21 protein-coding genes and 7 pseudogenes are annotated in these 23026 nt (G+C 55.1%); 18 read left to right on the forward strand and 10 right to left on the reverse strand.

Annotated features, from left to right (window positions below; genetic code table 11):
- The first annotated feature begins 8 nt into the window (after positions 1-8).
- On the forward strand, positions 9-278 hold the full coding sequence (locus H3L92_RS03515) for a hypothetical protein (RefSeq protein ID WP_143824385.1): 270 nt from the start codon (positions 9-11) through the stop codon (positions 276-278).
- Complete coding sequence (locus H3L92_RS03520) at positions 278-946, forward strand: HXXEE domain-containing protein (protein ID WP_085367205.1); 669 nt, start codon at positions 278-280, stop codon at positions 944-946. Before H3L92_RS03515 ends, H3L92_RS03520 begins: the two co-directional genes overlap by 1 nt.
- Positions 947-1047: 101 nt before the next feature.
- Here the strand turns inward: H3L92_RS03520 and H3L92_RS03525 are convergent, their stop codons facing one another.
- The 4 genes and pseudogenes from H3L92_RS03525 to H3L92_RS03540 all read right to left on the reverse strand — a co-directional run bounded on the left by H3L92_RS03525 (position 1048) and on the right by H3L92_RS03540 (position 4217).
- On the reverse strand, positions 1048-1425 hold the full coding sequence (locus H3L92_RS03525; protein WP_085367206.1) for a hypothetical protein: 378 nt from the start codon (positions 1423-1425) through the stop codon (positions 1048-1050).
- 42 nt (positions 1426-1467) lie between these two features.
- Positions 1468-2320 (reverse strand): annotated as a pseudogene (locus H3L92_RS03530) (IS630 family transposase).
- A gap of 39 nt (positions 2321-2359) precedes the next feature.
- Positions 2360-2512 carry a TetR/AcrR family transcriptional regulator gene (locus tag H3L92_RS03535; protein ID WP_211276436.1) on the reverse strand — a complete coding sequence of 51 codons (153 nt, stop codon included), beginning with the start codon at positions 2510-2512 and terminating at the stop codon, positions 2360-2362.
- 322 nt (positions 2513-2834) lie between these two features.
- Positions 2835-4217 (reverse strand): alpha/beta hydrolase family protein, encoded by a 1383-nt coding sequence (locus H3L92_RS03540; protein WP_085367203.1) that lies wholly within the window; start codon positions 4215-4217, stop codon positions 2835-2837.
- Between the two features lie 256 nt (positions 4218-4473).
- Here H3L92_RS03540 and H3L92_RS03545 point away from each other — a divergent pair.
- Positions 4474-5224, forward strand: a pseudogene (locus H3L92_RS03545) (IS5 family transposase).
- A 38-nt stretch (positions 5225-5262) separates the two neighbouring features.
- On the opposite strand, the pseudogene H3L92_RS03550 reads toward H3L92_RS03545, so the two are convergent.
- Positions 5263-5928, reverse strand: a pseudogene (locus tag H3L92_RS03550) (IS1595 family transposase).
- Between the two features lie 104 nt (positions 5929-6032).
- On the opposite strand from H3L92_RS03550, the pseudogene H3L92_RS13570 reads away from it, so the two are divergent.
- The 7 genes and pseudogenes from H3L92_RS13570 to H3L92_RS13165 all read left to right on the forward strand — a co-directional run.
- Positions 6033-6104, forward strand: a pseudogene (locus tag H3L92_RS13570) (IS1595 family transposase); the annotation flags it as partial.
- Positions 6097-6249, forward strand: a pseudogene (locus H3L92_RS03555) (IS1595 family transposase); the annotation flags it as partial. The pseudogenes H3L92_RS13570 and H3L92_RS03555, both read left to right, overlap by 8 nt.
- Positions 6250-6404: 155 nt before the next feature.
- Positions 6405-7664, forward strand: a complete 1260-nt coding sequence (locus tag H3L92_RS03560; RefSeq protein WP_085366881.1) for an RsmB/NOP family class I SAM-dependent RNA methyltransferase — start codon at positions 6405-6407, stop codon at positions 7662-7664.
- Between the two features lie 570 nt (positions 7665-8234).
- Complete coding sequence (gene ptsP, locus H3L92_RS03565; protein ID WP_085366882.1) at positions 8235-11096, forward strand: phosphoenolpyruvate--protein phosphotransferase; 2862 nt, start codon at positions 8235-8237, stop codon at positions 11094-11096.
- 3 nt (positions 11097-11099) lie between these two features.
- A complete protein-coding gene (pfkB, locus tag H3L92_RS03570) occupies positions 11100-12026 on the forward strand; it encodes a 1-phosphofructokinase (RefSeq protein WP_085366883.1) in 927 nt (308 codons plus the stop codon).
- A gap of 170 nt (positions 12027-12196) precedes the next feature.
- A complete protein-coding gene (locus tag H3L92_RS03575; protein WP_085366884.1) occupies positions 12197-13957 on the forward strand; it encodes a fructose-specific PTS transporter subunit EIIC in 1761 nt (586 codons plus the stop codon).
- Positions 13958-13998: 41 nt separating this feature from the next.
- Positions 13999-14192 (forward strand): annotated as a pseudogene (locus H3L92_RS13165) (lipoprotein signal peptidase).
- Between the two features lie 113 nt (positions 14193-14305).
- On the opposite strand, the gene H3L92_RS03580 reads toward H3L92_RS13165, so the two are convergent.
- Entirely contained in the window at positions 14306-14956 is a 651-nt protein-coding gene (locus H3L92_RS03580; RefSeq protein ID WP_085366885.1) for a DedA family protein, read from the reverse strand.
- Between the two features lie 196 nt (positions 14957-15152).
- Between H3L92_RS03580 and hda the strand changes: the two genes are divergently transcribed.
- The 4 genes from hda to H3L92_RS03600 all read left to right on the forward strand — a co-directional run bounded on the left by hda (position 15153) and on the right by H3L92_RS03600 (position 17495).
- Complete coding sequence (gene hda / locus H3L92_RS03585; RefSeq protein WP_085366896.1) at positions 15153-15815, forward strand: DnaA regulatory inactivator Hda; 663 nt, start codon at positions 15153-15155, stop codon at positions 15813-15815.
- Complete coding sequence (locus H3L92_RS03590) at positions 15812-16483, forward strand: histidinol-phosphatase (RefSeq protein WP_085366886.1); 672 nt, start codon at positions 15812-15814, stop codon at positions 16481-16483. Before hda ends, H3L92_RS03590 begins: the two co-directional genes overlap by 4 nt.
- A 15-nt stretch (positions 16484-16498) precedes the next feature.
- A complete protein-coding gene (gene cutA, locus H3L92_RS03595) occupies positions 16499-16822 on the forward strand; it encodes a divalent-cation tolerance protein CutA (RefSeq protein ID WP_085366887.1) in 324 nt (107 codons plus the stop codon).
- An 85-nt stretch (positions 16823-16907) separates the two neighbouring features.
- Positions 16908-17495, forward strand: a complete 588-nt coding sequence (locus H3L92_RS03600) for a uracil-DNA glycosylase family protein (RefSeq protein WP_085366897.1) — start codon at positions 16908-16910, stop codon at positions 17493-17495.
- 145 nt (positions 17496-17640) lie between these two features.
- Here the strand turns inward: H3L92_RS03600 and H3L92_RS03605 are convergent, their stop codons facing one another.
- The 4 genes and pseudogenes from H3L92_RS03605 to modA form a co-directional block, all read right to left on the reverse strand.
- Positions 17641-18288 carry a sulfate/molybdate ABC transporter ATP-binding protein gene (locus tag H3L92_RS03605; protein WP_085366888.1) on the reverse strand — a complete coding sequence of 216 codons (648 nt, stop codon included), beginning with the start codon at positions 18286-18288 and terminating at the stop codon, positions 17641-17643.
- Entirely contained in the window at positions 18288-18962 is a 675-nt protein-coding gene (gene modB, locus H3L92_RS03610; protein WP_085366889.1) for a molybdate ABC transporter permease subunit, read from the reverse strand. The genes H3L92_RS03605 and modB overlap by 1 nt, the downstream gene beginning before the upstream one ends.
- A gap of 36 nt (positions 18963-18998) precedes the next feature.
- Positions 18999-19153: pseudogene (locus H3L92_RS13170) on the reverse strand (lipoprotein signal peptidase).
- A gap of 116 nt (positions 19154-19269) precedes the next feature.
- Positions 19270-20022 (reverse strand): molybdate ABC transporter substrate-binding protein, encoded by a 753-nt coding sequence (modA, locus tag H3L92_RS03615; protein ID WP_085366890.1) that lies wholly within the window; start codon positions 20020-20022, stop codon positions 19270-19272.
- 455 nt (positions 20023-20477) lie between these two features.
- On the opposite strand from modA, the gene H3L92_RS03620 reads away from it, so the two are divergent.
- From H3L92_RS03620 to H3L92_RS03635, 4 genes are read left to right on the forward strand one after another with little or no spacing between them, the layout of a single operon-like run.
- On the forward strand, positions 20478-20726 hold the full coding sequence (locus H3L92_RS03620; protein ID WP_085366891.1) for a MoaD/ThiS family protein: 249 nt from the start codon (positions 20478-20480) through the stop codon (positions 20724-20726).
- A 2-nt stretch (positions 20727-20728) separates the two neighbouring features.
- Complete coding sequence (locus H3L92_RS03625) at positions 20729-21190, forward strand: molybdenum cofactor biosynthesis protein MoaE (protein ID WP_085366892.1); 462 nt, start codon at positions 20729-20731, stop codon at positions 21188-21190.
- Between the two features lie 2 nt (positions 21191-21192).
- Positions 21193-21774, forward strand: coding sequence for a molybdenum cofactor guanylyltransferase MobA (mobA, locus tag H3L92_RS03630; protein ID WP_085366893.1), 582 nt, complete (start codon positions 21193-21195; stop codon positions 21772-21774).
- The gene (locus H3L92_RS03635; RefSeq protein WP_085366894.1) at positions 21771-22970 is read left to right on the forward strand and encodes a molybdopterin molybdotransferase MoeA; all 1200 of its coding nucleotides are present in this window, start codon (positions 21771-21773) and stop codon (positions 22968-22970) included. The genes mobA and H3L92_RS03635 overlap by 4 nt, the downstream gene beginning before the upstream one ends.
- Positions 22971-23026 lie beyond the last annotated feature (56 nt).

The raw sequence follows: 23026 nt of genomic DNA on the forward strand, positions 1-23026 counted from the left end.
ATTCAAACTTGCAATTGGGCGATATGCTAAAGAATCGTTTTACCCTACTTCGGCATTCTTATTTTAATCCACTATACTTTTATTTTGTTTCGGCCAACGGTTTGGTTGCATGGGCAACTTGGCTGGGCGGTGCCGCCGGTTTCGCCGGCTTGATGCTGTTTACCATTATTCTGCCGGTGCAATGGTTGAAAAACCCCGATTCGCCTTATGCAATGCCGGATGAACAGGTTGAAAAATTCAAAAAAATAACGGCCTTGTGCCAAATCAGGAAAGGCTGATGATGAAATTTATTCTGGCGCATTGGGTCAAACTTAGCGCGGTAATCGGCGCGGCGGTATTGGTGTTCACGCTGGCGACCTGGCCGCACTGGCATTATCTACAAGCATTGGCGCTGCTTAATCTGGCGGTGATTTTCTTCCACTTTTTCGAGGAATTCGAGTTTCCCGGCGGCTTTCCCACTTTTTCCAACACCTTGTTCGCGCCCAAAGACAGCACGCCCGATATTGCCAACCGCTATCCACTGAACAATATGTCGGCATTGTGGGTAAACTGGGGCACGGCGCTGGTGATGTATCTCACGCCGGTGTTTTTCCCCGATGTGATTTGGCTGGGCCTGGTGCCGATGCTGTTCGGTGGCGTGGTGCAACTGATCGTGCACGGCATCGTGAACAACAAGATGCTGAACACTTGGTACAACTCGGGGCTGTTTGTGGTGGTGTTCGGCCATCTGCCGCTGATGGTGGCCTACATCGCTTACATCGAGCGGCACGGTCTGGCGGCCTGGTGGGATTATGTTATCGCCGTGGTGCTGATGGCGGTGTGGTATGTGGGCGTGATCCGCATTCTGATTCCCAAACTGTGGGAACGCAAAGATTCGCCTTATCCGTTTTCACCCGCGCCGATGGAAAAATTCGGCAAGTTATATGGCAAACGGAGCGGCGTGTGATAAGCGGTTTATGGTGGATTCAGGCCGTCTGAAAGAACAATCCTTTCAGACGGCCTGAATATCGAAAGCCATAACCCATACCGTACCGGATTGCCGGCGGCTTAAAGATTGCCGTGCATGATGTCGAACATTTCCCGCCAGTCGCTCATCACTTGTTCCACAGGCGGCAGGATGTTTTGCTCGAAATAAAAGCGCAGCGTGGTCAGCACGCAGGTAGCGAACAGCGTGGCCTGAAACTCCCAGTTTTTGTCGCGACCGGGAAACTTGGCGGCTGCCTGTGCCAGAAACTCCTGCCGCAGCAGGCCCTGCATTTCCTGAAACAGGCGGTGGCGGCGGGTTTCGATTTGCCAAAGCGCCAGCAGGATACGGCGCTTCTCATACAACTTGGGCATGATTTCGCGCATCACCGCACGCACATCGCGCGCTGCCAAGCGTTTGTTCAGCAGTGCGGCATAGTCCTGTCTGAATTCGGCAATCATCTTGCCCGCCAGACCGCTTTTGCCGGAATAGTATTTGTATAGTCAATTAAAATAAGAACTGCGTAGCAGTGCAGTCATAAAATCTCCCACGGCAGGTAAAACTTTCCGCAAATGCTTTTTAATATTCGCCCATACCTTTTCAATCGGATTAAGCTCGGGTGAATAAGGAGCAAGGGGCAATACTTTATGTCCCTGCTTCTGCGCCATTTCAGTCAAAACCGCCATACGGTGGAAACGGGCATTGTCCATAATGATGACGGATCTCTCCGTCAGTTCGGGCAGCAGCATTTGCTCAAACCATGCTTCGAACAGGCTGCCGTCCATGGTGCCACAATAGGTCATGGGTGCAATCAGGCTGCCTTTACCTTGGATTTGTGCCGCAACCAATGAAATACGTTGGTATTTTCTGCCGCTGATTTGTGCTTTGACGGGTACGCCTTTTTTCGAGTAAGCGTAAGGGCGGTAAAAAAGGTGTCGAACCCTGTTTCATCAAGAAAAACTGCTTGATAGTCAGTATATTGGCTCAATGCTTGTTGATAAGCGGCTACTTGTTCGGGCTTTTGTTCTTTGTATGTGGTGGTCTTTTTTTTCGTGTGATGCCCATGACTTTGAGCAGGTAGCTGACATTTGGGGCGCTGCACCCTAAATGTTCTGCGATTTCGTGCAGGTAGGCATCAGGATGCTGTTCGAGATAGTCTGAAAGCTGTTGCCTGTCTATTTTTGTGGCATTACCACCTTTGACTTGATGCGCCAGTGAACCTGTTTGTTCATAGAGTCGCAGCCAACTGCTCAGCGTTTTGTCGCTGATACCGTATACACGGCAGACTTGGCTTGCATTTTGGCATTGCCGGTAATATTCGATTGCTTTTTGTCGGAGTTCTATCGGGTAGGCCATTTTTTTCTGCTGGTAAGGGGGGAGTAAAGTTTGGAATTCTTATTTTAATTCACTATAGAACGTATTGCGGTTCACCAAGGCCTTGTCGCAGATTTCCTGCACCGAAATATCCTTGAATTCCTTTTCATACAGCAAATCGACAAAGGCCGTCTGAACGGCTTTTTGGGTTTTCAATACGCGCAAATCAGTCATGGCATGTACCGCTTGGAAAAACGAGCATTCTAACTTGCCGGCGCACCGATAAGCAGAAAATTCTGCCCATCTGTATGCTTATTCGGATAAACAGAGAAGATTCATTTATTCGGGCCGTCTGAAAACCACTTATACCGGCGGCCATTGATTCACAACGCACCAAGTAAACTTGCAATGAACGCTTTCAAACACACCCTCCGTATCAACGGCGGAATCTACACCTACACCGATGCACGGCTGCAACGTGACGAATACGGGCGCACCGTGCACAAATTCAAAATAGCCTGAACCTTTTGTCGGGCCATCGGTGTTTTTGGGGCATTTAGAATTTTCTTTGCTGCAACCACTTATCCGCATACGCTGCCAAAGTGTTGAGCGTATTGCCGTATTGTCCTGCATAGGATTCGCAAGCGGTGCAAGTGTCGTACATATGGCTTGCGCCTTCAATAAACGCCAATTGCTTGTCGCCGGCAGGGCTTTGGTTATACAGCAATTCGGCAGCCAAAAATTCATAATTGCCCGTCATGCCCAATATCAACGACGGCACGCGGATTTGGGTAACATTGCCGGCCGTACTGGCGTAAGTCGATGTCCACTCCACGCCGTACACACCGCAGCCGTCATAGCGGAAATCGGGTTGCAGGCGGATGGCGTTGTCGGTTAGCCAGCCGCGCACGGTGGTGTCCGATGCGCCCATTTCCAAACGGGCGGTTAAGCCGCTCATCGCTTTGGGCTGTCGGACGGAGTGAATGATTTGCACGGTTTCGCTGCCGTCGGGATGAACCAAAGGCCATGCTTGCCGAGTGCGGGATAACAGGCGGTTGTCTTGAACAATCATTTTGTTATTTGGGCCGACACTGCCTGCTCCCGCCACAACGAAAGGTTCATCATCGCTGAATGCACCTTTGCCGGCTTCAATGCGTTTTAAGCGATTTTGTGCTTCGTTTAATAAGGTTTGATTGCGTTGTGCAACGGCGTGTTGGAAACGGCGGATAAAATCAGGCGAATAATTAGAATTACCTTGCGAGTTAAAACCGTTGGCGGCGCTGTATAAATTCAGCTTAGGCTGAATGTTTAAACCATTATTTTGCTGTTTCACGGCAGGGTCTAAACTCAATACGGTCATGGTGGCATTGCCCCAATTGGAATCCGCCCAAATCACGCCGTCGGCTTTGGGCATACCGTTCAGATAATCGGGGCAGCGGTGGATTTTGTCGGCACCTTGGCAAACCTGTACGCCATTTTCGGCAATCATTTGATAGGCGCTCAATAAGGTTGCGCCGCCGCTGTGTCCCCACAAAATAATTTTATCAATATCGTCACGTTGGCGCAGATAACGCATGACAGCATACACGTCCACCAATTTGTCGTCCAAAGTACCGCTGCCGTTGGCAACGCATAGTACGGAATAGCCGTGTTTTGCCATGACACTGCAAATCGGCAATTCGGAATAATCCATTGCGTAGTGCATAATCAAAATGGCGGTACGGCTTTTGGGATTGGCAGCAGCAGGGCGATAAAGATAACCCGATGCACCGCCTGCACGGACATATTCGCGTTGCACGGCAGAATCAAGCGTTTGCCCATAGCCCAATGGCGCGCGTTGGGCGGCACGTTGTTCGAGATTTGAGGAGGTTGCATTGGGTGCGGCAACAGCCATACCCGCAACGGTCAGCAGCGTAGTCAGCATCAGTGTGCGGAACATGATTGATCTATCCTTCAGATAATTAAGGAAACAAAAATGGCTGCGGCAGCCTGAGAACCCATTATCTGATTTTCAAGCTGCCTAGTCATCATCATTAGCCAATATTCTGTTGATTATGCCGTCCAACCATTTTTGAAATCCGGCACAATCAAGATTGGCAGAATGTGGCGCTTCAATCATTTAAATATGGGGTTTAATTACCAAGGCTCTAGACTAGGGTCTGTCGACATTCAAGTTTTCAGTGTATCCTATCCTCATGACCAGATATATTCTGACCGATGCACAGTGGGCAAAAATTGAGCCTTTATGCCAAGGAAAAGTTGGCGATGCCGGCCGAACCGCTGTCGATAACCGATTATTTATAGAAGCCATACTATGGATTATCCGTACCGGCAGTCCTTGGCGCGATCTGCCCGAAGAGTTCGGTAATTGGAAAAGTATCCACAAACGCTACCGCAGATGGGTCTTGGCCGACCGTTTTCATGATATTTTTGAAGAACTGAACCGTGATCTCGATATGGAGTATGTCATGATTGACGGCACAATTGTCAAAGTTCACCGCCACGGTCAGGGTGCAAAAGGGGGACTCTAAATCAGGCCATCGGCCAATCCAAAGGCGGGATGACGACCAAGATTTTGGCTATGGTGGATGCTTTGGGGAACCTGATTGACTTCAAACTGATGCCTGGTCAGCGCAATGACATTTGCGGCGTAGAACCGCTGATTAAAGAAAAGGAATTTGATGCTTTATTGGCGGATAAAGCCTTTGATGCCGACTGGCTGGTCGAAGAGTTGACCGAAAGGGGGAGTAAGGTGGTTATTCCGCCGCGTAACAACCGCAAATTGCAGCGGGAACACGACAAGATGATGTATTGCTGGCGACATTTGATTGAGAACTTTTTTGCAAACTCAAAGAATTCAAAAAGATTGCGATGCGCGCAGAAAAAACCGACCAATCTTTTGCTGCCAATATTTACCTTGTTGCTGCCGTATTGAAATTAAGGTAAACTTGAATGTCGACAGACCCTAGCAGCTTTATATAAATTTACTTTAAAAGCCTCCAAAGTTCGTGACTCAGTTCATCAGAGTTTCGGTTCCATCGCCATTCACATTCCTTCAGGTGCAAATCAAAGTTTTTGGTTAGGCCGTTGAATTTGGCGAGCCTTCGTTTGGTAAAACTCCAGAAGCTTTCAATACCATTGATGTGCCTGGTACCATCTGCAAACTCATTTTGTCCGTGATTAACACATAAATGTTTAGAGTAGCCGACATCGACCAAGCCGCCATAACCGCGCCAGCTATCAGAATAAATAACACTCTCCAGAGAGACCTTTCCCAATATAACAGCTTGAAGTGTTTGCTTTTTACAATCAGGAACGATTTCGGTATAAACCCTGCCGTCTCTTTCAAAAATACCAAAGACGGGTTGTTAAAGCGTTCTTCTGCCACGCTTTAACTTGCCATGGAAACCGCGCTGCCGTTTGGCACCAAAATAGCTTTCATCAATCTCTATGCTGCCGTATAACAGGTCTTTTTGCTCGCTTTGGTAGCGGTAAGCGGTATATTTCGTGCCTGAAAATGCTATACCAGTGGTTAATGGTATTGCGGTTGAAGCCTGTCAGCAAAGCGGTTTTTGAAGCTTCTATATCGACACAAAAATGCTTGATAATTTTTTGAGCTGATAGTCACTTAACTTGGTGTTATATTTCATTTTTCTAGTCTAACAGAGTTATTCTGCTAGGCTAGAGCCTTACCAAATATAGTGATGAGCTTCTGAAATGAAATTAAAAAAACAAGTATCAAAAGTGCAGTAAAATTACCGGGCCCAAATTCCGTCAGATCCTGCGGCTTTTCGCCTTCGATTTGACTGCTTCCGAGACTGGTCGGCATGGGTTTTGCGAAACATTTCAGAGTGCATCACGGCGACAATGAGTTTGTTCGAGGTATGCAACATAATCAACGGTATCGAATCCTTTTGGAGCTATGCCAACATCGCTTGGTACAATTTAACAGGATACCGAAGCATACCTTTAAGCCCCTATTTTATTGAAGCGGTGGTCGGATAATTATGGGGATACAAACTTAAAGGCCGTCTGAAACCATAAAGCATTTCTGTTTCCCTGCGCCGGCAGGGGCGGATATTCACGTATAATCCGCCGCTGATGTTATCCCCACATTAAAACCGCCATGACTCCAGCCCAACTCGAACACACCGCCGCCGTATTGGCCGGTATGCTCACGTTCAAACAGCCGGCCGATGCCGTGCTTTCAGCCTATTTCCGCGACCACAAAAAGCTCGGCCGCCAAGACCGCCACGAAATCGCCGAAACCGCGTTTGCCGCCTTGCGCCATTATCAGAAAATCTCGGCCGCCCTAAGCCGCCCGCACACACAGCCGCGCAAGGCCGCGCTGGCGGCGCTGGTGCTCGGCAGGGGCATGAACATCAGCCAATTGGCGGATTTTCTCAATGAAGAGGAAAGCGAATTTTTAGGCCGTCTGAAAAGCCGTAAAAACGAGTTTTCAGACGGCCTCAACACCGCCGCCGAACTGCCCGAATGGCTGATTGGCCAAATGCGCCCGCATTACGGCGACGAAGCGCTGCTTGTGTTCGGGCGCAGCGTCAACCGCCCCGCGCCGCTCGATTTGCGTGTTAACACGCTCAAAGGCCGGCGCGACAAAGTGCTGGCCGCGCTTCAGCAAGAAGGCCTGAATGCCGAAGCCGCGCCTTATTCGCCGTGGGGCATCCGTCTGCACGACAAAACCGCGCTCAACAAGCACCCGCTGTTTCTCGACGGCACGCTGGAGGTGCAGGACGAAGGCAGCCAGTTGCTGGCATTGCTGGTCGGCGCCAAGCGCGGTGAAATCGTGGTGGATTTCTGCGCCGGCGCGGGCGGCAAAACGCTGGCCGTCGGCGCGATGATGGCCAACAAAGGCCGCATTTATGCGTTTGATATTGCCGAAAAACGCCTGGCCAACCTTAAGCCGCGCATGGTGCGCGCGGGTTTGACCAATATCCACCCCGAGCGCATCGGCAGCGAAACCGACCCGCGCATAGGCCGTCTGAACGGCAAGGCCGACCGCGTGTTGGTGGATGCGCCGTGTTCCGGCTTGGGCACGCTGCGCCGCAATCCCGATTTGAAATACCGCCAGTCGCCCGAAACCGTGGCCAAGCTGCTGGCGCAGCAGCACAGCATTCTCGATGCCGCCGCCGCGCTGGTAAAAGAGCAGGGCCGCTTGGTGTATGCCACTTGCAGTATTCTGCCCGAAGAAAACGAGCGGCAGGTGGAGCGTTTTCTGGCCGAACACCCCGAATTCGAGCCGGTGGATTGCGCCGCTTTGCTGGCTGCGGCAAAAGTGGATTTGGATACGGGCGTGTATCTGCGTTTGGATACCGCCGCGCACCAAACCGACGGTTTTTTCGCTGCGGTGATGCAGCGCAAAGGGTAGGGCGGTTTTTTACAAAGAGAAATATAAAAGAAACTTTTCAGACGGCCTGAAACCTTTGCAAAAATATTTTAAGGCCGAGACCTTTGCAAAATTCATTTAGGCCGTCTGAAATATTCAACCATCGTCATTCCCGCGTAGGCGGGAATCCAGTCGTTTTTCGTAAGCTATTGAAATAAAATGCTTAATGGTTTAAAGGCTGGATTCCCGCCTACGCGGGAATGACGAGGCACAAACCTTTTCAGGGTTGAATTGGTTTTTTTGCAAAGGTCTCAGGCCGTCTGAAATGCTTGAATCCCGTCATTCCCGCGCAGGCCGGAATGACGGGATTCAGATTTTTCAGGTGGTGATTTGAATTTTGCAAAGGTAGCGTCCTGAGTGAATTTTACAAAGGTTTCGGATTGTAAATTCACCCCGCAAAACCGAAAAATAGTGTACAAGCCAACGGTTCCTTCCGGAAACCGCTGCATGCCGGCAACGGTTTGCAGCCCAACTTCAAAACAACATTTCCTGATAACAACAGCGGGTATTCCGCAGATCGGAATAGTTCGCCCATACTCAGAAAGGAGCGCTATGCTGACCCTCTCAACCGAGCATATCCGTATGCGGCAGCAAGCGGCAAATAAAGAAGAAGCTTTGCAGATACTGGCTGATATTCTGGTGGCCGACGGCCTGGCCATCCCCGCATATCTCAACGGCCTCAAAGCGCGTGAAGCGCAAACCAGCACTTATTTGGGGCAGGGCATCGCCATTCCGCACGGCACGCCCGAGTCGCGCACTTCCATTCTCAACACCGGCGTGCGGCTGGTGCATTTCCCCGACGGCGTGTTGTGGGACGGCGAAAATCAAGCCTATCTGGCGGTGGTGATTGCGGCCAAGTCCGACGAACACCTGCAAATTCTGCAACTGCTTACCCGCGCCCTGTCTGAAAATATCGAACAGGCTTTGCGCACCGCAGAAACGCCCGAACAGATTCTGAGCCTGCTCAATGCCGAACCCGACAGCCTGCTGCTGCACGAAAACCTGATGAGCGCCGGTGCCGATGCCGCCGACATCGATGATGTGCTGTATCAGGCTGCTGTTTTGTTGAAGAAACAAAAAGTGGTGGCGCCGGGCTTTCTCAGCGCCCTGAAACCGCAAGATGCGGTGCAGCTGCAAGACGGCTTATGGTGTTTGACTGCGGAAGATGCGGTGTTACAGCCGGCGGTGGCGATTGTTAAGCTGAAAGAGCCGATACCGTTTCGCGACGGCAGTTTGTCGGCGCTGGTATGTGTTGCCTCCAACGATAAGCTTGATTTGCAACGCCTCTCGCGTTTGATGGATATGCTGTTTCAGCCCGAAGCGCTGCAAAACAGCGAATCACGCCGCGAATTGGCGCTGGCGGTGGGCGCGGAAACCGTGCCCGATTGGCAGTCGGCCGGCGTGGTATTGGCCAACGCCCACGGCCTGCACGCCCGCCCGGCCACGGCGCTTGCCAATGTGTGTAAAGAGTTTGACGGCGAAGTGAAAGTATCGCTGGACGGCGGCAGCTATGTTTCGGCTAAAAGCCTGACCAAATTATTGTCGCTGGGTGCCGAGCGCGGCCAAACCCTAACCTTTATCGCCGAGCCGGGCAGCGAGGCTGAAGCCGGTTTGCCGCAAATCATCCAAGCGGTGCGCAGCGGCTTGGGCGAAGAAGTGGAAGCCGTTGGAGAAGCCGCCCATGCCGCACCGGAAGCAGGCGGCAACGATGCCTTCGCCGTAGAAGTGGCCGCCTTGCAAGACGATGTGCGTAACCAAGGCGTGGCCGCATCGCCCGGGTTGGCCGCCGGCAAAGCTTATCTGATGAAAGAGGTGGATTTCCACTATCCGCATACCGCTGAAGACAGCGAAGCCGAACGCGGCAAACTGCAACAGGCGGTAGCCGATGTGAAAGCGGAGTTGGCGCAAATGGTGGCTCAGGCCAAGTCGAAAGATATCCGCCAGATTTTCACCGCCCATGCCGCTTTGTTGGATGATCCCGATTTGCTGCAACAGGTTGATGCCGGCATCCGCCGGCAACTGAGTGCCGCCGCCGCTTGGCACAGCCATATCGAAGCGCTGGCCAAAGAGCAGGAAGCGTTGAACAACCCGCTGCTGGCCGGGCGTGCGGCCGATTTGCGCGATGTGGGCAATAAAGTGATGGCGCTGTTGTGCGGCGTAAAAGCGGCGGAAGAGCCGCAAGAGCCTTATATTTTGGTGATGGAAGACGTGGTGCCCAGCGTGGTGGCGCGTTTGGATCAGCAAAAAGTGGCGGGTATTCTCACCGCCGCCGGCGGCGCCAGCTCGCACAGCGCGATTGTGGCGCGTGCGTTGGGCATTGCTGCGGTGGTGGGTGCCGGCGAAGCGGTATTGTCGTTGCCCGAAGGCAGCACGCTGCTGATTAACGGCGAAGACGGGGCGTTTTATCTGAATCCGGCGCAAAGCCGTATCGACGAAGCCATGCAGCAGCGCGCCTTGATGCAGGAACAACGCAAACTGGCCGAGGCGCACTGTATGGAAGCGGCGGTAACAACCGACGGCCACAGGGTGGAAGTGGCCGCCAATCTCGGCAAGGTAGCCGATGCGGCCGGCGCGGTGCAGCGCGGTGCCGAAGCGGTCGGCCTGCTGCGTACCGAGCTGGTGTTTATGTCGCACGCCAGCGCGCCCGATGAGGCGCAGCAGGAAAAAGACTACCGCGTGGTATTCGATGCGATGGGCAGCCGCCCGGTGGTGGTGCGCACCTTGGATGTCGGCGGCGACAAACCGCTGCCTTATCTGCCGCTGCCGAAAGAGGACAACCCGTTTCTCGGCGAGCGCGGCCTGCGGATGACGCTGCGCCGCCCGCAATTGCTGCGCCAGCAACTCTCGGCGCTGCTGAAAGCTGCCGACGGCCGCCCGCTGCGCATTATGTTCCCCATGGTCGGCCGCCTGGAAGAGTGGCACGCAGCCAAAGCGATACTCGATGATGCGCTGGCCGAAACGCCCTGCCCGGATTTGCAGGTGGGCATTATGGTGGAAGTTCCCTCTGTTGCGCTGATTGCCGGGCATTTGGCCAAAGAAGTCGATTTCTTCAGCATCGGCACCAACGATCTTACCCAATACGTTCTGGCCATCGACCGCGGCCATCCGATTCTTTCCGCCGAAGCCGACGGCCTGCACCCGAGCATTTTGCAGCTGATCAGTCAAACCGTTGCGGCGGCGCACCGCCACGGCAAATGGGTGGGCGTGTGCGGCGAATTGGCGGCAGACAGCAAAGCGGTGCCGATTCTGCTGGGCTTGGGTGTGGACGAATTAAGCGTTTCCGCCGGCAGCATTCCCCTGGTTAAAGCCCAAATACGCCGTCTGAACACACGGGAATGCAAAGAATTGGCTGCCGAGGCACTCACTTGCGCCACGGCCGCCGAAGTGCGTTCTTTGAGCAGCAGAAACGGATAAATCATGGCTAAATTTTTATGCATTACGCTTAATCCGGCGATTGATTTCACCGTTTCGCTTGATGTTCTGCAAATAGGCGCGGTCAACCGCCAGCAGGCGGCGGAACAGCATGCCGCCGGCAAAGGCTTGAATGTGGCGCAGATTCTGCGCGATTTGGGCCACGAAGTAACCGTATCCGGTTTTCTCGGCAACGATAATGCCGGGTTGTTCCGGCAACATTTCGAGAGCCAGGGTTTTCGCGACGAATTTGTTTATGTAGGCGGCGAAACCCGTCTCAACGTCAAAATCGCCGAAGCAAGCGGCCGTATGACCGACATCAACGGCAAAGGCTTTATTGTGGGCGATGCCGATAAAGCAGCCTTGTCGGCCAAAATCGCGCCCTTGGCGACAGAAGCGGACTACGTAGCGGTGTGCGGCAGCCTGCCGCAACAGTTTTCGCCTGAAGACTTGCAAGACTTATTGGCCTGTCTGAAAAAAGCCAATCCTAAGCTGGCCATCGATACCAGCGGCGCGGCATTGGCGGCGGCAGTGGCGTGTTCGCCGTTTTTAATCAAACCCAACAGTGAAGAGCTGCAAGAGAGCTTCGGGCTTGCGGCCGGCACCACAGAGGAGCAGGCGCAAGCCTTGGCCAACTTGCCGCAGCCGGTAGAGCATTTGGTGCTCTCGATGGGTGAAAACGGCGTGAATTGGTGGCATCAAGGCCGCTGCCTGCACGCCGGTGCCGCACCGGTTGAGGTAAAAAGCACGGTCGGCGCCGGCGATACGCTGCTCGCCGGTATATTGCACGGCCTCGCTTCGGGCCACAGCCCCGAAGAAACCCTGCAAACCGCCGCCGCGCTGGCTGCCCATGCGGTCAGCCAAATCGGTTTCGGCATACCTGATCAAGAGCGTTTATCGGCATTAAAACAACATATTTCTATTCAAAAATAGTGGATTCAATTAATTTTCGATACAAGGCAGCAAGCCGCAGACAGTACAGGTAGTACGGAACCGATTCTGTTGCCGCTTTAGCGGCCTACAAAATCGTTCTCTTTGAGCTAAGGCGCAGCAACGCCGTAGCGAAAGTTAAGGGAATCCACTCAAGAGAAGGATTTCGCATCATGAGCACCTCAGTTTTATTCATTCCCAACCACCCGGCCAAGGCTGCCAACGCGCTGATTCTGGCGCGCAAACTGGCTTCGCTGGCGCAGGAAAAAGGCTTGCGCGCCGAAGTGGCGGCTTTGTCTGACGCCGCCGCCGGTGATTTTTCCCGCATCGTATTTGTCGGCCAACTGCCGGAACAGATAGGCGCATTTCCGGCCGACCGCATCGCCGTGGCCGGTTTGCAGGAAGTCAGCGAAAACGCCGCCGCTGCATTGCAGCGCGTGTTGGACGAAAGCGGCAGCGCTGCCCAATCTTCCGCCGCCGCACCTGCCGCAGCCCCTGCTGCCGGCGCTACCGCAGTTTCCGCTGCCGGTAAGCCGCTGCATTTCGTTGCCATCACCGCCTGTCCCACCGGTGTGGCGCATACTTTTATGGCCGCCGACGCGCTCAAACAAGGTGCGGCCAAATTGGGCTACACCATCGATGTGGAAACCCAAGGTTCGGTCGGTGCCAAAAGCATTTTGAGCGAGGAATCGATTGCGCGTGCCGATTATGTGATTCTGGCTACCGATATCGAAGTGGATACCTCGCGTTTTGCCGGCAAAAAAGTCTACCGCTGCCCCACCGGTTTTGCCTTGAAGCAAACCGACAAAGCGTTTGCCGAAGCCGTTGCCAACGCCCGTATTCAAGGCGGAGCCGCAGCGTCCGGCCAAACGGCTGCCGCTCCGGCCAAAGAAAAATCCGGATTCTACAAACACCTGCTCACCGGCGTATCGTTTATGCTGCCGCTGGTGGTGGCCGGCGGTTTGCTGATTGCCATGTCGTTTATCTTCGGCATCAACGCCTTTGAAGAAAAAGGCTCGCTGGCCGCCGTGTTGATGGAAACCGGCAAAGCCGCCTTCGGCCTGATGGTGCCGATTCTGGCGGGTTATATCGCCTATTCGATTGCCGACCGCCCGGGCCTTGCGCCCGGCTTAATCGGCGGTGCGCTGGCGGTGCAACTGCAATCGGGCTTTTTGGGCGGCATCGTTGCCGGTTTCCTTGCCGGTTATCTGGCGCTGCTGCTGGTCAAACACATCAAGCTGCCTGTAACCATGGAAGCCTTGAAACCGATTCTGATTGTTCCCCTGATCAGCTCGTTGGCGGTCGGCCTGATTATGTTCTACATCGTCGGAGAGCCGGTGGCGCAACTGTTTGCCGCCATGAATAACTTCCTCACCAGCATGGGCACGGCCAATGCGGTTCTGCTCGGTGTGATTATCGGCGCGATGATGTGCGTAGACTTGGGCGGCCCCATCAACAAAGCGGCCTACACTTTCTCGGTAGGCCTGCTGACCACGCAAAACTACTTCCCGATGGCCACCGCCATGGCCGGCGGCATGGTGCCCGCCATCGGCATCGCGATTGCCACCATGCTGGCCAAACGCAAGTTCACCGAAAGCGAAGTGAGCGCCGGCAAAGCCTCTTTCGTGCTCGGCTTGTGCTTTATTTCGGAAGGTGCGATTCCGTTTGCCGCTCGCGACCCGATGCGCGTGATTCCCTGCTGTATCGCCGGCGGCGCACTTACCGGCGCACTGGTGGCCTTGTTTCAAAACGAATTGCACGCCCCGCACGGCGGCATTTTCGTGTTGCTGATTCCGAACGCCATCAACAAACCCGTTATGTATCTGCTCGCCATCGCTGCCGGCAGCCTGCTCACGGGCGTGCTGTATGCGGTATTGAAGCGCAAAGACCAAGCTGCCGCCGCAGCGCCCGCTGCCGGAACGGCAGCCGGTTAAGTGTTGTTTCTGTGGGCGGGTTTGCACATTGCTTGAGACCTTTGCAAACCCCCCATCTGCGGCGCATTTCTGCGTTGTGTGCTGCCCGCTCGCTTGCCTATCGTGTGATATGTCTGCGCTCGCTGCGCTGCTACGCCTTGAACTGCATCCGCATCTGAGGGTTTTGCAAAGGTCTCTGCTTGAAGAAAGCGATTTGCAAACCGGGAGCTTTGCAGAATTTATTGAGGCCGTCTGAAAACGTTTGCTTTTCAGACGGCCTCAAATTTTGTCAAACCCTGTCTAAACTAATATCGAATATCGGGTATTTTTGATGTTAATTTACTATACGTTTAATCCGCCATCGGCGGTTTATGCCCCGCGTTTGCCCGCACGCTTGGCGCGGATAACTTCGATCACGCCGGGCAGCACCGAAATCACGATAATCGCGCCCAGCACCAGGCCGAGATTGTTTTTCACCACGGGGATATTGGCGAAGAAGTAGCCCGCATAAGAAAACAGCACCACCCATAACACCGCGCCGATAACGTTATAGCGGATAAAGCGGCCGTAGTGCATATTCGCCATGCCCGCCACAAACGGCGCAAACGTGCGCACGATGGGCACGAAGCGGGCGATGATGATGGTTTTGCCGCCGTATTTTTCGTAAAACTGGTGGGTTTTGTCGAGATAGCTGCGTTTGAAGATTTTGGAATCGGGGTTGGCGAAGAGCTTGGCGCCGAAATATTTGCCGACGGCGAAGTTGACCGCGTCGCCGATAATCGCCGCAGTAATCAGCAGCAGCACCATCATATGAATGTTCATTTCACCGATGGCGGCGATACCGCCTGCGGCGAACAGCAGCGAATCGCCCGGCAGAAACGGCGTAACCACCAGCCCGGTTTCGCAGAAGATAATCAGAAACAAAATGCCGTAGATCCACGCGCCGTATTGGGCGGCCAGTTGGGTGAGGTGCTGGTCGATATGCAGGATAAAGTCGATAACCGCTGAAATAAATTCCATGTTGAAGAGTGCTTTCGGAGTTGTTTTGAAAGACAGGCCGTCTGAAAACCGCAGGGCTGCGTTTCAGACGGCATAAGTGGGCATAAAGTTCGTTATTTTAAGTGAAAACGCCGCACTCTGCCAAACGCCGCCGCTTGCTGCCGTTTGTTGAAACAACGTACAATGCGGTGTTTTGAAAGCCGCGCGAAAACACACCGTGAACCAGCTGATTTTTGACTTTGCCGCCCGCGATTATCCGTCGTTCGACAAATTTCTGGGCACGTCTAACGCCGAGCTGCTGTATATGCTGCAACAGGCGCACGGGCAGTTTGTTTATGTGTGGGGGCAGCAGGGTTCGGGCAAGAGCCATCTTTTGCAGGCGTGGGTGGCGCAGGCTTTGCAGGCGGGCAAAACCGCCTTGTATGTCGATGCCGCAAACACTCCGCTGAACGAAACGGCGCTCGAAGCCGAATATCTGGCGGTGGATCAGATAGACAGGCTCGATGCCGGCGAGCAGGCCGTGCTGTTTGAAATTTTCAACCGCTTCCGCAACAGCGGGCGCGGTTTTTTGCTGCTCAGCGCCGACGTGCCGCCGCACGGGCTGACGGTGCGCGAAGATTTGCGCACCCGCATGGGCTATTGCTTGGTTTATGATGTCAAACCGTTGAGCGACCAAGAAAAAATCGACGCATTGATGAGCATGGCCGCCGCCCGCCAGATGGTGGTCGAACCCGAAATCTTCCATTATCTGCTCAACCATTGGCGGCGCGACACCGACAGCCTGATGCAGATGCTCGACACCTTAGACCGCTACGCCGTTACGGTGGGCAAACGCATCACCCTGCCGCTGCTGCGGCAGCTTCTCAAGGAACAAGCATGAAAAACCTCGCCATTTTCGATTTGGACAACACCTTAATCAACACCGATTCCGACCACTCGTGGCCGCAATACCTGATTCAGAAAGGCGTGGTCGATGCCGAATACACCCGCGCCCAAAACGACAAATTCTACCGCGACTACCAAAACGGCTGCCTGAACATCGACGAGTTTCTGAAGTTCCATCTGGAGCCGCTCAGCCGTTTCAGCAAAGAAGAGCTGGCTGAAATGCACCGCGAATTTGTGGCAGAGTTTATCGCCCCGCATATTTCGCCCATGCAGAAAATGCTGGTGGAAAGCCACCGCAACGCGGGCGACGAACTGTTGGTAATTTCCTCCACCAACGAATTCATCATCACCCCTATCTGCCATCTGTTCGGCATCGAAAACATCATCGGCACGCAGCTGGAAACCGGCGATAACGGCCGCTACACCGGCAATTACGTCGGCACGCCCAGCCTGAAAGAAGGCAAAATCACCCGCCTTAACGAATGGCTGGCCGCACGCGGCGAAACGCTCGCGAGCTACGGCAAAACCTATTTTTACAGCGATTCCAAAAACGACCTGCCGCTGCTGCGGCTGGTGAGCGACCCGGTGGCCGTCAACCCCGACGAAGTGTTGCAGCAGGAAGCCGGAGCAAAAGGCTGGCCTGTGTTGAACTTCAAACTTTAAAAGGCCGTCTGAAAAATGCCCCGCTTCAAGCCCGTTATCATCACCGCCACCGCGCCGAACCGCGAAGAAGCCGAACGCATCGGCCGCCTGTTGCTCGAAAACGGCCTTGCCGCCTGCGTGCAATATGAAAACATATTCAGCCGATATGTGTGGAACGGTGAGTTGTGCGGCGAAGAAGAAATCCGCATCGTGATTAAAACCGCCCGCTGCCATTACAGGGCGGTGGAAAAAACCATTGTGCGCAACCACAGCTACGATTGCCCGCAAGTGCTGATGCAGCCCGTGCAGGGCGGTTTTCTGCCGTATTTGAAATGGATGAAGGCGCAGCTGGGGTTATAGGCGCGTTTTCCCGATTTTTATCCGAACCCTTGTGTCAACAGACCCCGGGCCGCGTATGCCGCCTGTTTCCGCTTGTCTTTCCGATATGAACGCCACCGTCGAAACCCACCCCCTGCCGCCGTTTCTGCCGGCCAATGCCCGGCTGTTGATGCTCGGCTCGTTTCCGCCGCCGCGTGCGCGCTGGAAAATGGATTTTTATTATCCGAATTTTCAAAACGATATGTGGCGGGTGTTCGGATTGGTGTTTTTCGGCGATAAAGATTATTTCGTTGAGGCGGGCGGCAAGGCGTTTAAAGAAGGTTTGCTGCGGGAGTTTTTGGCCGATAAGGGCGTTGCCATCAGCGACACGGCGCATAAGGTGCGGCGTTTGCAGGGCAATGCGGCGGATAAGTTTTTAGAAATTGTCGAGCCGGTGGATCTGGCGGGCCTGCTGGCGCGCATTCCGCTGTGCCAAACCGTGATGACCACGGGCGAATTGGCCACGGATACCCTGCTTGCTTTGATGCCGTCTGAAACCGCCAAGCCGAAAATCGGGGAATATGCCGAAACGGTGTTCGGCGGGCGGAATCTGCGTTTGTACCGCCTGCCGTCGTCGTCGCGTGCGTATCCGCTGGCGCTGGAGAAAAAGGCGGAAGCCTACGGGCGTTTTTTCAGGGAAATCGGCTTGTTGTGAAGCGGGCGGTTGGAAACCTGCATCATGTCCGTGCAATGCCCAATCATCGTCATACTCGGGTCAAGCCCGAGCATGACGCAGGTTTTTTTAGGTGTTGAAATAACTTGCAAAGCTATCAGGCCGTCTGAAAACGCCGGCATTTGCTTCAGCCGCCATGCAGCCGCCCGTTTTCTATCCGCCGGATTTCGTCGCCCAGCGCCTCGGCATCGGTGGCATCGTGGGTAATCAGTATCATCGGAATGCCGCTTTGTTGTTGCAGTTGCAGCAGTTCCCGGCGGGTGTGGCGGCGCAAGTCGGCATCGAGCGCGGAAAAAGGCTCGTCGAGCAGCAGCAGTTTCGGCTGCACAATTAGGGTGCGCGCCAATGCGGTGCGCTGTTTCTGGCCGCCTGAAATTTCGTGCGGATAGCGGTCGGCAACGTGCTCAAGCTGTAATAAATCGAGCCAGCGGCGCACGTTTTCAGACGGCCTTTTGGCCGGATTGCGCCAGCCCGCCTGCACGCCGAAAGCGATGTTCTGGCTCACGGTCAGGTGCGGGAACAGGGCGTAGTCTTGAAACATCAGCCCGGCGCGGCGGCGGCGCGCGGGCAGGTTGCAGCCGTTGCCGAACCAGGTTTCGCCGCCGATGCGGATATGCCCGCCGTCGGGCTTCAGCAGCCCGGCAATCAGTTGCAGCGTGAGGCTTTTGCCCGAACCCGAAGCCCCCAGCAGTACCAGTTTTTGCGCATCGGATTGCAGGCGGATATCGAGCGAAAACGACGGCAGTTGTTTGCGGATATTGATGTCGAACAGCATCAGCCCCTCCCGTCGCGCGCGCGCGCCAGCCGGCCGACCGCCAGCAGAATCACGATGCACACCGCCGAAACCAGCACCACCAAGCCGTTGGCCAGCGCATCGTCGCCCGCCTGCACGGCCTCGTAAACGGCGATGGAAAGCGTTTGCGTCTGCCCCGGAATGCTGCCCGCAATCATCAGCGTGGCGCCGAATTCGCCCAAGGCGCGGGCAAAAGCCAGCAGCACGCCGGCGAGTATGCCGCGCCAGGCCAGCGGCAGGCTCACGCGGAAAAACACCGCCCACGCGCCCAACCCCAACACGCCCGCAGCCTGCTCGAGCTGCGGGTTCACGCTTTCAAACGCCGCCCGCGCGGGTTTGAATACCAGCGGAAACGTTACCGCCGCCGCCGCAATCACCGCCCCCTGCCAAGTGAAAATCAGATTGATGCCGAACGTTTCGCGCAGCCAACCGCCGAAAGCGCTGTTGCGCCCCAAAAGCACCAATAAATAATAGCCGAGCACGGTGGGCGGCATCACCATCGGCAGCGTGAGCAGGGTGTCGAGCAGGTTGCGGCCGGCAAAACGCCAACGCGCCAGCGCAAAGCCCGTGGCGGTGCCGAGCACAACATTCAAGGCAGTTGCCAACCCGGCCACTTTCAGCGAAAGCAGCAGCGTAACGGTTAGGGATTCGGTCATTTTTAAGATTCGGGTTATCGTGGCCGTCTGAAAAAATCAGACATACAAGGCGGGCAGAGACCTTTGCAAAACCCCTAGATGTGGATGCAGTTCAAGGCGTAGCAGCGCAGCGAGTGCAGACATATCACACGATAGGCAAACGAGCGAGCAGCGCACAACGCAGAAATGCGCCGCAGATGGGGGTTTTGCAAAGGTCTCGGGCATTGCTGCCCGCCGTTTTATAGTATCAAAACAGCTCCGTCATATTCGGGGCAGTCCCGGGTATGACGTATCACTTTTTATCAAGTTTGTTCGCTATGGTATTTGCTTAAGGTTTTTTAAACCCGTATTTTTCCAATACCGCGCGCCCTTTGGGCGAGAGCACATAAGCCGTAAAGCGTTTGGCTTCCGCCGCTGCCTTGCTCTGTTTGGTAACGGCAATCGGGTAGGAAACCGGTTTTTCGGTGGGCACGGTTTTCAGCACTTTCACCTTGTTTTTCATCAGCGCCGCATCAGTGTGATACACGAAACCCGCATCCACTTCGCCGCGCGCCACATAATCGAGCGACTGGCGCACATGCTGGGTGTTGATGATTTTCGGTTGCAGGGTCTGCCACAAACCGGCTTTTTCCAAAACGGCCTTGCTGTAACGGCCCACCGGCACGCCGGCGGGGTTGCTCACGGCGATGCGGCCAAAACGCTCGCTTTCCAAATCGCTCAGTTTGCCGATACGCAGTTTGCTGTTAAGCGGCGCGGCAATCACCAATGAATTGAGCGCAAAATCGCGGCGGGTTTGGGTGTCAATAACGCCTTTTCCGGCGGCCTTATCCATGGTTTCCTGATCGGCAAACGCCAAAACATCCACCGGCGCGCCCTGTAACACCTGTTGCAGCAGCGTGCCCGAACCGGCGGTGTTCAGCCGGATTTTGTCTTGCGGATACTGCTTTTCGTATTGGGCGGCGATTTCTTTAAAAGCGTTGCCCAGGCTGGCGGCGGCGGAAACGGTGATTTCGGCGGCCGAAGCGTAGGGGGCGGCAACGGCCAGCAACGCGGCCAAAAAGGTGGAGCGGGCTTTTATCATGCGGTTTAAACCTTTATAAACGGTGGCAATCGGAATAACAACGGGGTTTTTAGCACCGTTTGCGGGCCGGTATAAGTGTTCTCGGTAACTACTGCTAAAGAACTATTCAAAAAGGCTGCGATTTTAGCATAGGGTCTGTCGACAATTAACGCAACGGCGGTATTTTTGGTCAAAATCCCCCGTCTGCGGCGTTAGGTAGCGTAGCGGACTTGCGAAGCTAAAATGCTCGCAAGGTGTTCAACCTTGCTGCGCTTTTTGCCTTGCATACGCGGTTTTTGCCTCAAAAAACCGCTTCGCCGGTCACGTCGACAGACCCTAGGGCGGCTGCGGCGGCCTTAATCAGCATAAACGGCAACCGTCTGCTAATCCTATCGGGCAATCATTGCGGCCGCGGGTTTTCGTGTAGAATCCGAACCGTTACCGTTTTGTTTGCCGTTTCAGACGGCCTTTTCCACATGATTACGATTTTGTATTTCGGCGTATTGAAACAGCAGCTGCAAACCGCGCAAGAATCCATCGAATGGCAGGGCGGCACGGGCGAAGATTTGCTGGCATTGTTGAGGGCGCGCGGCAGCGAATGGGAGAGCGCGCTGGCACCCGGGCGGATTTTCCGCCTGGTTATCAACAAAAAAATCAGCGGCTGGGGCGATGCCGTGCCCGACGGAGCCGAAATCGGCCTGCTGCCGCCGGTAACGGGGGGCTGACGATGCAGCCCGTTATCCGCATCCAGCATGAAGATTTCAGCCTGCAACAAGAATACCGCGCCCTGCTCGACGGCGGCGGCAACATCGGTGCGGTGGCCGCCTTTGTGGGGCTGGTGCGGGACCGCGACACCGCCACGCCCCTGGCGCACCTGTTTTTGGAACATTACCCCGAAGTAACCGAAAACGAAATCGCGCGCATCGTTGAAACGGCCTCGCAACGCTGGCCGCTGGCCGCCTGCACCGTTATCCACCGCGTGGGCGGGCTGGCGGCAGACGAACAGATTGTGCTGGTGCTGGTCGCGTCGGCACACCGCAAAGCCGCGTTTGCCGCCGCTGAATTCATTATGGACTATTTAAAAACCGAAGCGCCGTTTTGGAAAAAAGAAACTTTTTCAGACGGCCTCGAACGCTGGGTAGAAGCCAAGCAGAGCGACACACTCGCCAAAGAGAAATGGGAGGAATAAACATGAAAATCAGCGCACTCATCATGGCGGGCGGAGAAGGCCGCCGCATGGGCGGGCAAGACAAAGGCTTGGTTAAATGGCAGGGAAAAGCCTTTATCGACCACGTTATCGGCAACCTGCAAAACCAAGTGAGCCACATAGCCGTGAGCGTTAACCGCAATATCGAAGCCTATGCCGAGCGCACGCCCCATGTGTTTGCCGATGCCCGCCAATGGCAGGGGCTGGGGCCGCTGGCCGCCCTTAGCACCGCCGCCAGCGACGTGCGCCTGACCACGGCAGACTGGCTGCTGATCGTGCCCTGCGACACCCCCAATCTGCCCGACGATTTGGTGGTTACCTTTCTGATGGATGCGCAAGATTATCCCGCCACCGCCGCCTTCTATGCCGAAACCGACACACAGGCGCATTACAGCATCATGTTCGTGCGCCCGCAGCTGCTGCAAAGCACCGTTGATTACCTCTACACCGGCATGCGTACCCTGCGCGGCTGGCTCGAACAGCAGCACGCCCGCCCCGTGCATTTTCCCGACGAGACCGCCTTCGCCAACTACAACTCACCGCAAGATATGGAACCGACATCATGATAGATTTCGACACCGCCCGCAGCAGCCTGCTCGACAGCCATACCTGCACGCTCGGCAGCGTTAACCTCACGTTGTGCGAAGCCGCCAACCGTGTATTAGCCGCCCCGCTGGCCGCACGCTATCCCTCGCCGCTGTTCGACAACAGCGCCATGGACGGTTACGCCGTGTGCGATCCCGAAGGCCGTCTGAAAACCTTTACCGTTACCGGCCGCACGCAGGCGGGCGATGCTGCGGCCGCCCCGTTGCAGGCCGGAGAAGCCGTGCGCATTTTCACCGGCGCACCGCTGCCCGCCAACGCCACCGCCGTGGTGCCGCAGGAAGAAACCGAAACCGACGGCGGCACGCTGGCCGTAACCGCCGCCGTCAAACCTGGCCAGCACATACGGCGGCAGGCCGAAGAAATCAGCGTCGGCCAAGAGCTGTTGGTTAAAGGCAGCAAGCTCAACGCCGCCGCCCTCGGCCTTGCCGCCTCGCAAGGCTACGACCGCGTGCCCGTGTACGACAAACTCAGCGTAATCGTGTTTTCCAGCGGCAACGAAATTACCGAGCCGGGCATGCCGCTGGAAAACGGCAGAATCTACGATGCCAACCGCTATCTGTTGATTTCGTGGCTGCAAACGCGCGGCGCGCAAGTGATGGACGGCGGCATTCTGCCCGACGATTTGAACCGCACCGAAACCGCACTGGCCTACGCGGCCAAAAAATTCGACGTGATTATCACCAGCGGCGGCGCATCGGTTGGCGAGGCCGATTATCTGAAACAGGCCATAGAAAACACCGGCTCGCTCACCACCCACACGCTCGCCATCAAACCCGGCAAGCCTTTTGCCTGGGGGCACATCGGCAACGCCAAAGTGTTTGTTCTGCCCGGCAACCCCGTGGCCGCTTTCGTTACCGCCCACCTGCTGCTGCTGCCCGTGCTCAACAAACTGATGGGCAAACAGGAACGCAATTGGACGCTGCCGAAAATCACCGCCAAAGCCGTGTTTTCCACCCGCAAAGCCATCAAACGCCGAGAATTTCTGCGTGTGCGCATTCAAATCAACGATAAAGGCGAAACACAGGCCGTGTTGCTGCCCAACCAAGGCTCCGCCATGCTCGGCACCTGCGTAACCGCCGAAGCCCTGTGCGAAATACCCGCCGGCCAAACCGTGGGCGAGGGCGATACGGTAACGCTTTATCTGCTGCCAGGTTGAACCGACATATCAAAACAAAACGGTAGGATAAACTGCAGTTTTGTTTTGATTTATTT

This window comes from Neisseria dentiae, assembly GCF_014055005.1.
Lineage (GTDB): Bacteria > Pseudomonadota > Gammaproteobacteria > Burkholderiales > Neisseriaceae > Neisseria > Neisseria dentiae.